Origin of the sequence: Plantactinospora soyae (genome assembly GCF_014874095.1) — a bacterium.
Classification (GTDB): domain Bacteria; phylum Actinomycetota; class Actinomycetes; order Mycobacteriales; family Micromonosporaceae; genus Plantactinospora; species Plantactinospora soyae.
The window spans coordinates 767,004-781,403 of record NZ_JADBEB010000001.1; the positions used below are offsets into that span (position 1 = coordinate 767,004).

The following is a 14,400-nucleotide window of genomic DNA, read 5'->3' on the forward strand; positions in this document are numbered from 1 at the left end:
CGCAGGATCGACCCATGACCGACGATGCTGCCGCCACGCGCGGAACGCCTGGTCCGGAAGGCGGCCCCGACCGAGCGGACAGCCCCGGCCGAACCACCGGCCCCGACCGGGCGGACGACCACCCGACTCCGGCGGCCGAACACCCCACCGCACCGGGTGAACCCGCCGGTCCGACCGGACCGGCCGACGGCCCGCCGGCACCGGCAGCCGGACCGGACTGGACGCCACCGCCGGGACCGACGGGAACACCACCACCGGAGGCCGGCGGAACGCCGCCCTCGGCCGGATCCGGCGGAACGCCGCCGCCGGGGGCGGGCTGGACCCCACCACCGGGCCCGGGCGACATGCCGCCGGGATTCGGCTTCACCCAGCGGTACGGACTCGTCCGCCCGAGCGAGGGGCGCTACCTCGCGGGCGTCTGCGCCGCGATCGGACGAGCCACGAACAGCGATCCGATCCTCTGGCGTGTCCTCCTCGCCGTACTGGGCTTCTTCGGTGGGATCGGCATCCTGGTGTACCTCGCCGCGTGGTTGATCATCCCGTCCGAGGGTGACACCGCCTCTCCGGTGGAGTCGATGCTGGGCCGGGGCCGGTCGAGCATGTCCCCGGTCACGGTGCTCGTGCTCGGCATCCTCGTCGCCCTCATGTTCGGTTTCATCGTCACCGACGCCTTCCGGGCGGTCCTGCTCGGTGCGGCGGTGCTGATCTGCGGTGCGCTGCTGCTGCACCGGGACCCGAACCGGGCCGGCTCGGGATGGCAACCGGGGGCCGGTGGTCCACCACCGCCGACAGGCCCGCCGGTCGGCTACCCCGGTCAGCCGTACCCGGGGCAGCCGTATACCGGTCAGCCGTACTCCGGTCAGCCGTACCCGCCCGCCACGCCCGGGGCCGGACACCCCGGCTGGTACGCCCCGGCGGCGCCGGCCACCGCGCCGAGCGGCTCGGTCGGGCAGCCCGTACCGGCGCCACCACCTCCGCCGGCCTGGCCCACCGGGTACGCCCCGACTCCGGCGGCGCCCCCCGCTCCTCCGCTGGGCGTGCCGCCCACTCCCACCGGCTACCGCCCGCCGTTCGCGCCGCACGGCCCGTACGCCACCGCCGGCACCCGGCCCGCGCCCGTACCGCCGCGCAAGACGAAGCAGCCGAAACGGCCCCGCGAGCGGTCCTCGCTGGGCGCCGCCACCTTCTCCATGATCTTCGTGGCGATCGGTCTGGTCGCCATCCTGGACCTGAGCAACCTGGTCCGGGTGATGCCGTCCACCTACTTCGCCGCCGTCCTGGTGACCATCGCCCTCGGGCTGCTGGTCGGCGCCTGGTTCGGCCGGGCCCGCTGGCTCATCGCCCTCGGGCTGGTCGCGGCCTGTGCCCTGGGCATCTCGACGGTCGCCGAGTCCTACACGAAGTTGCACAGCGAGGAGGACGTGGTCTGGGCACCGGCCAGTTACGAGGTGATGGCCGATCGCTACGAGACCCGGTTGGGCAGCGCGACCCTGGACCTCACCCGGGTGGAGTTCGCCGGCCGTGACGCCAAGGTGAGCGTGGATGTCGATCTCGGCGAGGTGAAGGTGATCCTGCCGCCGAACGTCGACGTGACCGTACGGGTCGACGTGAGCGCGGGCGACGCGTACATCCTGGGTCACCGGTACGGCAACTTTCCCGGCTCGGAACGGGATGTGACCGACTACGGCAACGACGGGGCCGGCGGCGGCCGGTTACTGCTCTCCCTAGAGGTCAACGCGGCCAGCGCGGAGGTGACACGATGAAGGCGCATCGTACCGACGGGGTGTCTCTGACATTTGCCCTGATCTTCCTCGGCGTCGCGGCCTGGTGGCTGTTCGCGCAGCTCACCCAGCTCGCGTTGCCGGCGGTCGGCTGGTTGCTCGCCTCGGCCCTGATCGTCGTCGGCGGGCTCGGCCTGATGGGTGCCCTGCGCTCCAGCCGGTCCGCACGACGGCAGACGGCCCAGCCCGGGACCACGTCGACCACGGATTCGTCGGCCCCGTCGACCACGCTGGTGGCCGACGCCGTCGGCACCGGATCGGCCGACGCGCCCACCAGGGAGTTCGATCGGCCCACCGCCGACGAACCGACCGCGAGACTGTTCGACCGGCCCCTCGACCCGTTCGACCGGCCCACCACGGACCTGTTCGACCGGCCCACCCCCGAACCCCTCGACTACGGGTCGGACCGGGACGAGACGTCGCGGGCAGCGGAGACGTCGGGCCGGGACGACACCGGGACGACACCGAGCGCGCAGACGTGGAACCGGGACGACACCGGGACGACACCGAGCGCGCAGACGTTCGACCCGGACGAGACCGGACCGATCCGGGACCGGACCTACCACCCCGGCGACCCCGACCGGGGCGACGAGCGGCGTCCGTGATCGATGCGGCTCGGTCAGGCGGTGCCTAAACTGGCCGGCGGAGGTTTCCACCTCCGCCGGCCGATCGTGCACAGTCGGTCGAAATCCGCCCCGCCGCGCGGCCTGCGTCACCATCGGCACGGCGTAGCCTGCGTCGGTATCGGCAGCCGTCCGTCCTGACCTCGCGAGGAGCCCGCCCGACATGACCCAGTCCCCCGCCGTACGCAGCACCGGCCCCGGCCGTCCGGTCCGCGTCGGCGAGCGCGCCGCCCGCGTCCTCACCACCGAGATGTCCCGGCACCACGGTCCGAAGACCACCCTGCTGGTCGGGGCGGCCACCGACTCGCCCGTGCTGGCCGCGTCGATCGACGCGCTACTGCCCGGCGACGCGCTCACCGTGGTACCGGCGGACGCGCTCGCCGCGAACCATCTCCGGGACCACGTCACGGCCCTGGGGCAGTGGACCTCCCAACGGGTACGCGTCGTCGACTCGCTGGCCGAGGCGGACCCGGCGGACGTGGTGGTCGCGGGAGTCCCGCTCGCCGGAACCGCCGACGAGACCCGGACCGGCCTGGACGCGCTGGCCAAGTACCTGACCGAGGGTGGCGTGCTGAGCGTCGCGGTGCCGGCACTGCCCGGCCGGGCCCCGGGTGCGGTCGGCGAGCTCGAACGGCAGAGCGCGCTCTTCGGCGTCGGCAGCGACCTCGTCCTGGTCAACCAGCCACCGGTCCGGGTGCACCGGCTGCGCTACACCTCGGCCGAGGTAGCGGTGGCGGCCCGGCTGGCCCCCGCGTACCGCACCTCCAGCGTTCCGCTGACCAGGGGCATGCACATCGACTCGAACGGGGTCGCCGCGGCCGGCATCGCCCTGGGACTCGCCGCGTTCACCCGGCTCACCCGGCCGAAGTCCCGGCTCTGGCTGCTGCCCGCCCTGGCCGCCGGCCCGGTGGCCGCGTTCTTCCGGGATCCGGAGCGGGACGTCCCGGAGGACGAGTCCGCGGTCGTCGCCGCCGCAGACGGCCAGGTGCTCTCCGTACAGCGGCTGCGCGACGAGCGCTTCGGCGACGGCGAGTTCCTCCGGATCGCGGTCTTCCTCTCGGTTCTGGACGTGCACGTCAACCGGTCGCCGGTGGCCGGCAAGGTGGTCGACTACTTCGTCGCCGACGGTGGCTTCGCCGCCGCGATGAAGCCGGACGCGGAGCACAACGTGGCCGCGTACACGGTGCTCGACACCGAGCACGGGACCGTGGTGGTCGCCCAGCGCACCGGCCTGATCGCCCGGCGGATCGTGCAGCGGGCGCCCGTCGGTTCGCTGCTGGCCCGGGGTGAGCGCTTCGGCCTGATCCGGTTCGGCTCACGCACCGACGTGTACCTGCCGGCCGACGGGGCCGACCCGCTGGTCGGTCCGGGCGAACGGGTCGTGGGCGGGGCATCGGTGATCGCCCGCTGGCGCTGACCGTCGACACCGGCTCGGTCCCACCACTGGACGGGAACGATCGATCGCCCACCGGCTCAGGCCGGTGGGCGAGGGGTGTGGCGGACGGTTCGGACCGTACGGCGGGACGGGTCAGGCGGTGCGGCGCTGACGCAGCCAGAGCAGCGGCCCGCTGACCAGGTAGCCCACCACCAGGAGGGCGAAGGTGAGCCGGGGCTCGATCAGGGCGCCGATCACCGGTGCGAGCCACACCCACGGCGGCAGCTTGATCAGCCGGGCCAGCTTGGCGTACGGGAAGCTGGAGACCATGGCGAAGGCGAGCAGCCCGACCCCGGCGACCTGGACCGCGCCGGAGACCGGCAGGCCGATCAGCACCACCAGGGCGAGCACCGCGGCGGCCATGGTGGTCGGGACACCGCAGAAGAACCGGCCGTCCTTGGGTGAGACGTTGAACCGGGCGAGCCGGATCGCGGCACAGGTGGCGACGAGGGCGCAGGCGACCCCGGCGGCGGCGGTCGAGACCGATCCCACCAGCGAGGCGTAGACCACGACCGGGGCGGCCAGCCCGAACGAGCACATGTCGGCCAGCGAGTCCATCTGGGCGCCGAACGGACTGGCCACGCCCATCCGGCGGGCCAGCGCCCCGTCGAGCCCGTCAAAGGCCACGCAGGCGATCAGGCAGTACGCCGCGACGCGCACGTCGCCCTGCATGGCCTGGAAGATCGCGAGCAGTCCCAGGGTCAGGCTGGCGAGGGTGCAGGCGTTGACCACCGCGAACTTGATCCGGCGGGCCATGGTCCGTTCGCCGGGCAGCAGCGGAATGGCCATCGCCGAGCCTGCGGCGTCGACCGCGTCGGACGGGCCGATCGCCGGGCTGACCGGAACGACCGATTCGATCTCCGCAGCGGTCAGCCGACCCACGCCGTACGCGTCGATCGGACCGGAGGCGTCGTGGTAGTAGCGGTCGGACACGTCCAGGGCGCTGGTGCCGTCCAGCAACTGCTCCCGGCGTCCGACCCGGACCAGCAGCACCTGGCGGGCGAACGTGCCGCTGCGGCGCAACCGACCCGCCCAGCGGCGCCCAGCGGGGCGCGGACTGTCCGACGTACGACGCCGACGCCATGGGGCTCTCGGCACGTTTCCTCCATCAACGGATCAACTTGTCCGCCACCGTGGCGGCCGGCCCAGCGCCATCGAACGCCGGAACCGCTTGGCCGGCAACCAATTGCGGCCTACACCATCGCACAGACGCAAGGGATTCGCGATAGCTGCCTGGGGGGTATTTCCCCCAAACCGCCCGAGACACCCAGACCTCCCTATCCGGGACGCTATCCCCGGCCGGGCGCGGTGCCGGCCCCCTGCAACTCTATCCGAACCAGTCACAACGGCCGATTCGGCCAAGATCTTTCGAGCTCCCCGGGACGATCTTCAGGGCCCGAGCAGGGACAACGCCGTACCCACCACCTCGGTGTGCGGCAGCACCGCCGCCTCGGCCGGCCGGAACCAGCCCGCGCTCGCGGTCGACCCTCCCGCCGCCTCGGTAACCTTCGCCTCGGTGGGCGCGTCGACCAGGACCCGGTAGATCACCCGTACCCCGTGCCAGTCCAGCGCGCGGCCCTCCGGACCGAACTCGGAGGTGTTGTGCCGGTGCGACACGCGCAGCAGCGCGGTGATGCGGCCGAGCTGGCCGGTCTCCTCCACCAGTTCCCGTAGCAGCGCGCTGGCCGGCTGCTCGCCGTGGTCGGTGCCGCCGCCCGGCAGGTGCCACCGGCCGGCGCCGGGGAAGCCGTCCGCGATCCGCGCGAGCAGGATCCGGCCGGCCGGGTCGGTCGCCAGCCCGTACGCCGCGAAGCGCTGACGGCGGTCGACCGACGCCGACCGCGCCGGCGCCCCGGTACGCAGGACCCGGATTCCCTCCGGCAGCGGGTCGACCGGTCGGCCGAGCAGCTCGGCGGTGAACGGCATCAGGGCGAGCCCGGCCAGCTCCCCCGGGCCGAACCAGGCCACGGCGTCACTGCCGCCGTCCGGGTCGACGTGCGGGGGCCGGCCGTCGGGATCCGTGGCCGGCACTCCGCCCGGCCTGGCGACGTCGTAGACGATCCGGTCGGTGTGCTCCGCCACCGGGCCCTCGGTGCCGGCCAGCCGGACCACGTCGGCGAGCACGGCGCGGAGTCCGGTCACCTCGACGCTCAGGCCGGTCTCCTCGGCGAACTCCCGCAGCACCGCCGCGACCGGGTGCTCACCGTGTTCGATCCCGCCGCCGGGAAGCTGCCAGACCCCGGGGAAGGCGGAGGTCCCGGAGCCTCGGGCGAGCAGCACCCGATCCCCGTCCCGACACAACCCGTAGGCCCCGATCCGCCGTCGCCGATCCACCGTCGTCCCCTCCCCCGCGTCGTATCGATCATGCCGGCCGGGATGGGCCGGAACGCGCGCGGGTCGGAGAAGCGGTGTCGTCAGCCCAGCCGGGCCGCCTGGACGGCCTCGGCGGTCACCTCGGTCAGCCGCTCGGCCGGCAGCGCCTCCAGCTCGTCCCGGCCGAACCACCGGGCCTCGGAGGTGGAACCGCCGACGTCGCTGACCGTCGGCGTGGCCGGCGAGTCGACCACCACGCGGTAGAAGGCGCGTACGCCGTGCCAGTCGATCGGATAGCCCTCGGGGCCGAGCGAGGCCGCGTCCCGATGGCTCGCCACCCCGATCAGCTCCACCAGCCGGCCGCGCTGGCCGGTCTCCTCGACCAGCTCACGGATGAGCGCCGCGCCCGGCTGCTCGCCGTAGTCGGTGCCGCCACCGGGCAGGTGCCAGCAGCCCGCTCCGGGATAGCCGTCGGCGACCCGGGTCAGCAGCACCCGGCCGGCCGGATCGGTGGCGACCGCGTACGCCGCGAAGCGCTGGGCCCGGTGCAGTCCGTCCGGGCCGGGCACCGCATGGAAGGAGGGGAACTCCGGCGCCTCGTCCGGGCGCAGGTCGATCGGCCCACCCGGCAGCCCCAGGGCCCGCGCCGTGAACGGACGCAGGAGGAGTTTCGCCGCCTCCTCGACGCTGTGCCACCGGGCCAGGTCGGTCGACTGGCCGATCCGGTCGCAGAGCGTCCCACCCCGCACGGAGACCTGGTAGAGCAGCCGGTCGGTGTGGATGGTGACGCCCCGGTGCGGTAGCGATCTCATGTCCGCGAGGACGTCCCGGAGACCGACGACGGAGACGGAGAGGCCGGTTTCCGCGGCCGTCTCGCGTACCACCGTGTGGTTGGGGTCCTCACCGTGGTCGATGGCGCCGCCGGGCAGCGACCACACACCGGGCGTTCCGGACCGGGCCGAGGCGCGGACCAGAAGCACCTGATCGGTTGAATCGGTGCAAATCGCGTACGCGGCGATCCTGCGAATCGGTTCCAGCGCGGGGGTCACAGGACCAAATTCTCCCTTGATCATTGGATCCGACCATGAAAAGAGTCGGATTCCTGACAGTTGCCCCACCAGTGCGGATTGCCGGACCGACCCTCGGGGCGATGGTCGGTCCGGTCAGGGGGCGATCAGGGTCGGTATCCGGGCGGTCACCGAGGACGACGGCGGCGTACGGGCGGACCGTGGAGACATGACACAGATTCCGCTCCACCAGCCCCCGTACAAGCAGCTCCGCCGCCCCACCACGGATCGGATGATCGCCGGGGTGGCCAGCGGACTCGGACGCTACTTCAACGTCGATCCCACCCTGGTCCGGGTGATCTTCGCCGGCATCGCGGTGCTCACCGGCGGTCTCGGCCTGCTGGCGTACCCGGTGATGTGGTTCCTGATGCCGGAGGAGCCGGCCAACGCTCCGGCCTGGCCGCACCCGGCGCCCCAGGCCGGTCCGGTCTGGCCGCCGAACTGGCCGACCGGCGGAGCCCGGGGCCCCACCGACGCGCCCACCTGGCCGACGCACCCCGTCGGTACGCCGGTCCCGCCGGCCGACGCGCCCACGGCCTGGCCGGCCGGTACGCCGTCGAGCAGCGCACCGCCGGTCCCGCCGGCCGGTACACCGTCGATGCCGCCGAGCAGCACGCCGCCGGTCCCGCCGACCGCACCGTGAGGGTCAGCTCACTCCCACTCGATGGTGCCCGGGGGCTTGCTCGTGACGTCGAGCACCACCCGGTTCACCTCGGCCACCTCGTTGGTGATCCGGGTGGAGATCCGGGCGATCAGGTCGTAGGGCAGTCGGGACCAGTCCGCCGTCATGGCATCGGAACTCGACACCGGGCGGAGCACCACGGGATGCCCGTAGCTGCGCCCGTCGCCCTGCACCCCGACGCTGCGTACGTCCGCGAGCAGCACCACCGGGAACTGCCAGACGTCCCGGTCGAGGCCGGAGGCGGTGAGTTCCTCCCGGGCGATCAAGTCGGCCGCCCGGAGCAGGTCGAGCCGCTCCCGGTCCACCGCCCCGATGATCCGGATCGCGAGTCCCGGGCCGGGGAACGGGTGCCGCCAGACCATCGCCTCGGGCAGTCCCAGGGCGAGGCCGAGTTGGCGTACCTCGTCCTTGAAGAGCGTGCGCAGCGGCTCGACCAGCGAGAACTTCAGGTCCTCCGGCAGCCCGCCGACGTTGTGATGTGACTTGATGTTGGCGGTACCGGTGCCGCCGCCGGACTCGACCACGTCGGGGTAGAGGGTGCCCTGGACCAGGAACTCGACGTCCCCGCTGGCGGCCACCTCCCGGGCCGCCGCCTCGAAGACCCGGATGAACTCGCGGCCAATGATCTTGCGCTTCTGCTCCGGATCGACCACTCCGGCCAGCGCGCCGAGGAACCGGTCGGCCGCGTCGACCACCTTGAGCTTGATCCCGGTGGCCGCGACGTAGTCCTTCTCCACCTGCTCCGCCTCGCCGGCCCGGAGCAGGCCGTGGTCGACGAAGACGCAGGTGAGCTGGTCGCCGACGGCCTGGTGCACCAGGGCGGCGGCCACCGCCGAGTCGACACCGCCGGAGAGGCCGCAGATGACCTCCTTGTCGCCGACCCGGGCCCGGATCTCGGCGATCTGGTCGGCGATGATGTTCTCCGGCGTCCAGCTCGGCTCGATCCCGGCGACGTCGTAGAGGAAGCGCTCCAGCATCCGCTGGCCGTGCTCGGTGTGCCCCACCTCGGGGTGGAACTGGGTACCGACCCGGCGACCGGCGAGGTCCTCGAACGCGGCGACCGGCGCCCCGGGCGACTCGGCGGTCACGGTGAACCCGCTGGGCGCCTCCGTCACACAGTCACCGTGGCTCATCCAGACGGACAACTCGGCCGGAAGGTCGCGGAGCAGGACGGTCGCGTCGGAGCGGGTCCGCAGGGCGGTGCCGCCGTACTCCCGGCCGCCGGTGTGCGCGACCGTGCCGCCCAGGGCCCGGGCCATCGCCTGGAAGCCGTAGCAGATGCCGAGGACCGGCACGCCCGCGTCGAACAGCTTCGGGTCCACCTGCGGGGCGCCGGGGGCGTAGACGCTGGCCGGACCACCGGACAGGATGATCGCGGCCGGATCCTTCGCCAGCATCTCGGCCACCGGCATCGAGTGCGGAACGATCTCCGAGTAGACCCGGGCCTCCCGCACCCGGCGGGCGATGAGCTGGGCGTACTGGGCTCCGAAGTCCACCACCAGGACCGGGCGCGGCGTGTTCATGTGTACGAAGCCTACCCATCGCCCGGAGCTACGCGGAATGCAGGCGTTAGGAAGGGGCCCTTCCTATACAGAATGCGATAACAAGGGGCCCTTCCTTACACCCGCTACCAGCGCAGGGCGGTGGGGGCGGTGGGTGGCACGGCGGGCTGGGCGGGCCGGACCGGCGGGGCGGGGGCGTACGGGTCGCCGAGCGGGGGGCGGGGATCCGGGTCCCCCCGGTTCGGCCAGTACGAAATTGCCCGCTCCGCCTGCGCGGCGATGGTCAGCGAGGGGTTCACCCCGAGGTTGGCCGAGACCGCCGCCCCGTCCACCACGTGCAGTCCCGGATGCCCGAAGACCCGGTGGTACGCGTCGACCACCCCGTCCGCCGCCGTGGCCCCGATCACCGCGCCGCCGAGCAGGTGGGCCGTCACCGGCACGTTGAACGGCTCGGTCACCGACCCGCCCGGCAACCCGCCGATCCGCTCGGCGAGCAGTCGTACGGCCCGGTTGCCGGCCGGGATCCAGGTCGGGTTCGCCGCTCCGTGGCCCGGACCGGTGGCCAGCCGTCGCCAGCCGAACCGGCTCCGGGGGTAGTGCACGGTCAGCGAGTTGTCCAGCGACTGCATGACCAGCGCGATCACGGTGCGCCGGGACCAGTCCCGGACCGACAGCAGGGGTGCGTACGTCACCGGTCGCCGGACCAGGATGCCGAGCCAGCGTCGGATTCGGTGCGGCCCGCCGTCGACCAGCGCCGACTGGAGCAGTCCCATCAGGTTGGCGCCGCGCCCGTACCGGACCGGCTCGACGTGGGTCTCCGGGTCGGGGTGGAACGAGCTGGTGATCGCCACCCCGTCGGTGAAGTCGACGCCGCCGCGCCGGGCCGCGCGCAGCGGTACCGAAGCGCCGAGGATCGCCTCGGAGTTGGTCCGGGTGAGCGCGCCGAGCCGGGGCGAGAGGTGGGGCAGCGCGCCGGTGGCCCGCATCCGGTGCAGCAGCCGCTGGGTCTGGATCGCGCCGGCCGCCAGGACCACCTGCCCGGCCCGGATCCGCTGCCGGTGCCTCGGCGGCCAGGCGCCGGTGCGTACCGTCTCGATCTCGTAGCCGGCGCCGGACGGCGCGGGCCGGACCGACGTCGCGGTGGTCAGCGGGCGGACCTCGACGCCCAGTCGCTCGGCCAGCCAGAGGTAGTTCTTGACCAGGCTGTTCTTCGCCCCGTACCGGCAGCCGGTCATGCACGCTCCACAGTGTAGGCAGCCGGTGCGCTCCGGACCGACGCCACCGAAGTAGGGATCGGCGACCCGCTCGCCCGGCCGACCGAGGTACACCCCGACCGGGGTGGCGTGGAAGGTGTGCCCGACCCCCATCTGGTCGGCCACCGCCCGCATCGCCCGGTCCGCCGCCGTCTGTCTCGGGTACGTCGTCACCCCGAGCATCCGCTTCGCCTGGTCGTAATGCGGGGCGAGTTCGGTGCGCCAGTCGGCGATGTCGTGCCACTGTGGATCGGCGTAGAACGCGGGCAGCGGCTCGTAGAGGGTGTTCGCGTAGACCAGGGAGCCACCGCCGACACCGGCTCCGGAGAGCACCAGGACCTTCGCCGGGGCCGTACCGCCCGCCCCTGGTCCGGTTCCCCGCCAGCGGTTGCCGGCCGAGCGGAGCAGGGTGATCCGTTGGATTCCGTAGCATCCGAGCGCCGGTGCCCAGAGGAAGCGGCGGATCCGCCAGGAGGTCTCCGGCAGTTCGTGGTCGGCGAACCGCCGCCCCGCCTCCAGTACGCCGACCGAATAGCCCTTCTCGGCGAGCCGTAGCGCCGCGACGCTGCCGCCGAAGCCGGACCCGATGACCACCACGTCGAAGTCGAGGTCGGGGTCCGGTCCGGCGGGCGGATCCGGACCGCGGCCGGCGCTGTGCCTCATATCGGCCATCATTACCGACCGGTAGCTATCGCGCCAGGGCGGGACTGCGCCATCATTCCTGCTGCCGTGGCGCTCCGGTGTGCAACGTCGGCGCCCCGAGAATGCGTCTTGAGTAAGGGCGGTCCTGGCAGACCGTTCGGGGGCAAAGGGGAGATGGGACACGTGGCAGACACCGGAGAAACCGGAAAACCCAACCGTCGGCGGATCGCCCTGATCGCCGCGATCGTCGCGGTCGCGGTGCTGCTGGGCGGCACGGCGTACGCGGCCAACCGGTTCTGGGGTACCGGCGGGGGAAGTGATCCGGCGGCCCGGCCGAGTGCCCCGGCCACGCCGTCCGCCATCCCGACCCCGACTCCGAGCCCGACGCCGGAACCCGGGGCCGACATCACCGGCCCGCTCAACCTGCTGCTGGTCGGTGTGGACACCCGGATCAGCAAGCCGGACTGGGAGCCGCACTCCGACGCCGTACTGATCCTGCACGTGACGAAGGAACTGGACCGGGCCTACCTGTTCGCGCTCCCCCGCGACCTGGTGGTCGACATCCCGAAGTTCCCGAAGGCGAACTTCCCCGGCGAGCGCACCAAACTCACCCACGCGATGAGCTACGGCAGCCGGGTGCCCGGCAAGAACAAGCGCCCGAACACCGCCCAGGGCTTCGAGCTGCTCTCCAGCACGGTCAGCAGGTACACCGGGATCAAGAAGTTCGACGCGGGTGCGGTGCTGACCTTCGGCGGCTTCGACAACCTGGTCGACGCGCTCGGCGGCGTGGACCTGTACGTCGACCAGAAGGTGGTCTCGCAGCACCGGCGACCGGACGGCAAGCTGCGGACGTTGCGAGGTGGCGGCTACATCGGGCCGCAGATGACCTACGAGAAGGGCCGGCGGAAGCTCACCGGCTGGCAGGCGCTGGACTACGCCCGGCAGCGCTACACCAGCGGTGGCGCGTACACCCGGCAGCGGCACCACCAGCAACTGATCAAGGCCATCATGCAGCAGGTGCTCAGCCAGGACCTGGCCCGGGACCAGGCAAAACTGGAGCAGGTGGTGCGGGCCCTGGGCAACGCGCTGACCTTCCAGGGCCGGGGTCGCGACATCATCGACTTCGGGTACGCCCTCAGCCAGCTCCGGCCGGAGGCGATGACCCTGGTCGCGTTGCCCGGCTCGGGGGTGGGCAGGGGCGGCAGCTATCGCGGCGAGCAGCTCACCTCGGTGGGCAAGAAGTTCATCTCGGAACTGCGGGCCGGCCGGGCCGAGGCCTATCTCAAGGCCAACCCGAAACTCGTGATCAAGAACTGACCGAGCCGTCAGGGGTGCCCCGCCCGGCGCGGGGCACCCCTTTCGACAGCGGTCAGCGCCGCAGCGTCTCGACAGCGGTCAGCGCCGCAGCGTTTCCACAGCGGTCAGCGCCGCAGCGTCTCGACAGCGGTCAGCGCCGCGGCCGGAGCAGGTCGGCGAGCGACCGTTCCGCCAGGTCCAGCGCCGTCTCCACCATCGTCCGGTCGACGATGGTGGGGCGGCTCAACGGGCCGGGTTGCCAGTTTCGGTCACCGTAGTGGTGTTCGGCCTGGCCGCCGAAGCTTCGTTCCTGCCCGGTCACGATCCGGCCGTTGAACTTGCAGGTGTGGGTGACCGTGCCGGTCGGGTTGTCGATGGAGTCGCTACAGGTCGGCCTGACGTTGCGGATGATGTGTTCGAGCGCCTCCTGGTACTCGGCGTACATGATTCTCATGTTAGGAACTCTCGCTTGGGCGATGAGCAGCACGTCCCACTGCGCGATCAGGGCCTTGCCCACGATGTCCCGCTCCGGGTCCTTGTCGAACTCCGTGAGTTTCTCGCGCGCGTTGTTGGTTCCCTGGTAGACCGTGTTCACGTACAGCGGGAGCAGCGGCGGCAGGTCCATCATCTGGGCACCGGTCACCGCGTACCGCACCTGGCTTCTGACGTCGGCGATCTCCAGGTTGTTGAGCTGGGTCAACAGATCGGTCTCGACGCCGGCCAGCGCGCCCCTGATGTCCTGGGTGAACTGGGCGAGTTCGGCGACGGTCAGCCCGTCCTCGGCCGAGTCCAGGAAGGCCGCCGTCACCCGGATCATGTCGATGTACCGGTTGTAGTCCACGGCCGCGGCCGGTCGCGCCGTACCGGTCAGGAGCAGGACCGTTCCCATGACGGCCGCGAGAATCCGGCGCTTCATGCGTTGGCCCGGATCTGCTTCAGCCGCGGCAGTTCCCGCAGAACCGAGGGACGTACGGTGTTGCGCATCACGTTGGTCTCGACGAAGGCGTAGTCGATGGGGTTCATGGTCTGCGAGCCGGCCTGGAGTTCCGTCCACGACTCGACGTCGCCGGTGTGGGCCCGGCAGGCGTAGGTGTGTTCGGTGACCCAGGCGAACTCGGGGTCCCAGATGGTGCCGTAGGAGTGCCCGCACCACGGCTTGATCCTGTTCAGTACGGCCTCGTAGCTGGCGATCAGGTCGTCCAGCAGGGGCGTGCTGTCGAAGCCGAACTTCGCGAACGTGACCATCGCGATCGCGTAGATCTCGCCCATCACCCGGGCGATGTGGTCCGCCGCGCCGAGGTCCTGGACGGCGTCGAAGTAGGCCGACGACAGGGTCGCGCAGTTGAGCGAGCTGTCCAGGAAGACCGACAGCGTGAAGATGTCCATCTGGTCGATGTTCGGCATCAGGAGGGTGTTGGAGCGGGCGCACGCGCGTACGTCGGCGGCGGCGATGCCGTCGATGTGGGCGAGGATCTCCTGTTGCGACTGGTTGATGGCGCCGAGGATCTCCCGCTTCGCGCGTTCCAGTTGCGCCGGGCTCACCCCGCCGCCACCGCCACCGCCGAACAGGCTCCCCGCCACCGACACGGCGACGTTGATCCAGAACGACGCGTCCACCGCCTTGGCCGGTTTGGCCGGCGCACCCACCACCATCGATACGGCGAGGCACGCGGCCAGCAGGCCGCCGAGTAGTCGTCTTCGCATCATGTCCCTCCCTCGGTCAGTTCGCATCGACACAGGTCGAACTGCGGGCGTAGTTTGGCCCGGGGCACTGGACTACTGCTGAACACCGACTGGACGGCTCAT

The 14,400-nt window shown here is 72.0% G+C and carries 11 protein-coding genes and 1 pseudogene; 5 read left to right on the top strand and 7 right to left on the bottom strand.

Features of this window, described 5'->3' with window-relative positions:
- Positions 1 to 14: 14 nt before the first annotated feature.
- The 3 genes from H4W31_RS03325 to H4W31_RS03335 all read left to right on the top strand — a co-directional run bounded on the left by H4W31_RS03325 (position 15) and on the right by H4W31_RS03335 (position 3,821).
- Positions 15 to 1,763, top strand: a complete 1,749-nt coding sequence (locus tag H4W31_RS03325; RefSeq protein ID WP_192765304.1) for a PspC domain-containing protein — start codon at positions 15 to 17, stop codon at positions 1,761 to 1,763.
- On the top strand, positions 1,760 to 2,386 hold the full coding sequence (locus H4W31_RS44670) for a phage holin family protein (protein WP_192765305.1): 627 nt from the start codon (positions 1,760 to 1,762) through the stop codon (positions 2,384 to 2,386). Before H4W31_RS03325 ends, H4W31_RS44670 begins: the two co-directional genes overlap by 4 nt.
- A gap of 181 nt (positions 2,387 to 2,567) precedes the next feature.
- On the top strand, positions 2,568 to 3,821 hold the full coding sequence (locus H4W31_RS03335; RefSeq protein ID WP_192765306.1) for a phosphatidylserine decarboxylase: 1,254 nt from the start codon (positions 2,568 to 2,570) through the stop codon (positions 3,819 to 3,821).
- A 111-nt stretch (positions 3,822 to 3,932) separates the two neighbouring features.
- Here H4W31_RS03335 and H4W31_RS03340 read toward each other — a convergent pair whose 3' ends face one another.
- The 3 genes from H4W31_RS03340 to H4W31_RS03350 all read right to left on the bottom strand — a co-directional run bounded on the left by H4W31_RS03340 (position 3,933) and on the right by H4W31_RS03350 (position 7,201).
- Entirely contained in the window at positions 3,933 to 4,937 is a 1,005-nt protein-coding gene (locus H4W31_RS03340) for a CDP-alcohol phosphatidyltransferase family protein (RefSeq protein ID WP_404825555.1), read from the bottom strand.
- 291 nt (positions 4,938 to 5,228) lie between these two features.
- The gene (locus tag H4W31_RS03345) at positions 5,229 to 6,173 is read right to left on the bottom strand and encodes an NUDIX hydrolase (RefSeq protein ID WP_192765307.1); all 945 of its coding nucleotides are present in this window, start codon (positions 6,171 to 6,173) and stop codon (positions 5,229 to 5,231) included.
- 80 nt (positions 6,174 to 6,253) lie between these two features.
- On the bottom strand, positions 6,254 to 7,201 hold the full coding sequence (locus tag H4W31_RS03350) for an NUDIX hydrolase (RefSeq protein ID WP_192765308.1): 948 nt from the start codon (positions 7,199 to 7,201) through the stop codon (positions 6,254 to 6,256).
- Between the two features lie 187 nt (positions 7,202 to 7,388).
- Here H4W31_RS03350 and H4W31_RS42470 point away from each other — a divergent pair.
- Positions 7,389 to 7,691 (top strand): annotated as a pseudogene (locus H4W31_RS42470) (PspC domain-containing protein); the annotation flags it as partial.
- Between the two features lie 179 nt (positions 7,692 to 7,870).
- Here H4W31_RS42470 and guaA read toward each other — a convergent pair.
- Together guaA and H4W31_RS03365 are read right to left on the bottom strand one after the other, a co-directional pair.
- The gene (guaA, locus tag H4W31_RS03360; RefSeq protein ID WP_192765310.1) at positions 7,871 to 9,424 is read right to left on the bottom strand and encodes a glutamine-hydrolyzing GMP synthase; all 1,554 of its coding nucleotides are present in this window, start codon (positions 9,422 to 9,424) and stop codon (positions 7,871 to 7,873) included.
- A gap of 104 nt (positions 9,425 to 9,528) precedes the next feature.
- Entirely contained in the window at positions 9,529 to 11,319 is a 1,791-nt protein-coding gene (locus H4W31_RS03365) for an FAD-dependent oxidoreductase (protein WP_192765311.1), read from the bottom strand.
- Positions 11,320 to 11,481: 162 nt separating this feature from the next.
- On the opposite strand from H4W31_RS03365, the gene H4W31_RS03370 reads away from it, so the two are divergent.
- Positions 11,482 to 12,615 (top strand): LCP family protein, encoded by a 1,134-nt coding sequence (locus H4W31_RS03370; RefSeq protein ID WP_318783000.1) that lies wholly within the window; start codon positions 11,482 to 11,484, stop codon positions 12,613 to 12,615.
- A gap of 130 nt (positions 12,616 to 12,745) precedes the next feature.
- On the opposite strand, the gene H4W31_RS03375 is transcribed toward H4W31_RS03370, so the two are convergent.
- Both H4W31_RS03375 and H4W31_RS03380 read right to left on the bottom strand, forming a co-directional pair.
- On the bottom strand, positions 12,746 to 13,510 hold the full coding sequence (locus H4W31_RS03375) for a hypothetical protein (protein WP_192765313.1): 765 nt from the start codon (positions 13,508 to 13,510) through the stop codon (positions 12,746 to 12,748).
- Positions 13,507 to 14,301 carry a hypothetical protein gene (locus H4W31_RS03380; RefSeq protein WP_192765314.1) on the bottom strand — a complete coding sequence of 265 codons (795 nt, stop codon included), beginning with the start codon at positions 14,299 to 14,301 and terminating at the stop codon, positions 13,507 to 13,509. The genes H4W31_RS03375 and H4W31_RS03380 overlap by 4 nt, the downstream gene beginning before the upstream one ends.
- Positions 14,302 to 14,400 lie beyond the last annotated feature (99 nt).

Bases quoted from the DNA above. Each gene is read 5' to 3' on its own strand.
- H4W31_RS03325 (WP_192765304.1), top strand. From the start codon at position 15: ATGACCGACGATGCTGCCGCCACGCGCGGAACGCCTGGTCCGGAAGGC.
- H4W31_RS44670 (WP_192765305.1), top strand. From the start codon at position 1,760: ATGAAGGCGCATCGTACCGACGGGGTGTCTCTGACATTTGCCCTGATC.
- H4W31_RS03335 (WP_192765306.1), top strand. From the start codon at position 2,568: ATGACCCAGTCCCCCGCCGTACGCAGCACCGGCCCCGGCCGTCCGGTC.
- guaA (WP_192765310.1), bottom strand. From the start codon at position 9,424: ATGAACACGCCGCGCCCGGTCCTGGTGGTGGACTTCGGAGCCCAGTAC.
- H4W31_RS03365 (WP_192765311.1), bottom strand. From the start codon at position 11,319: ATGAGGCACAGCGCCGGCCGCGGTCCGGATCCGCCCGCCGGACCGGAC.
- H4W31_RS03375 (WP_192765313.1), bottom strand. From the start codon at position 13,510: ATGAAGCGCCGGATTCTCGCGGCCGTCATGGGAACGGTCCTGCTCCTG.
- H4W31_RS03380 (WP_192765314.1), bottom strand. From the start codon at position 14,301: ATGATGCGAAGACGACTACTCGGCGGCCTGCTGGCCGCGTGCCTCGCC.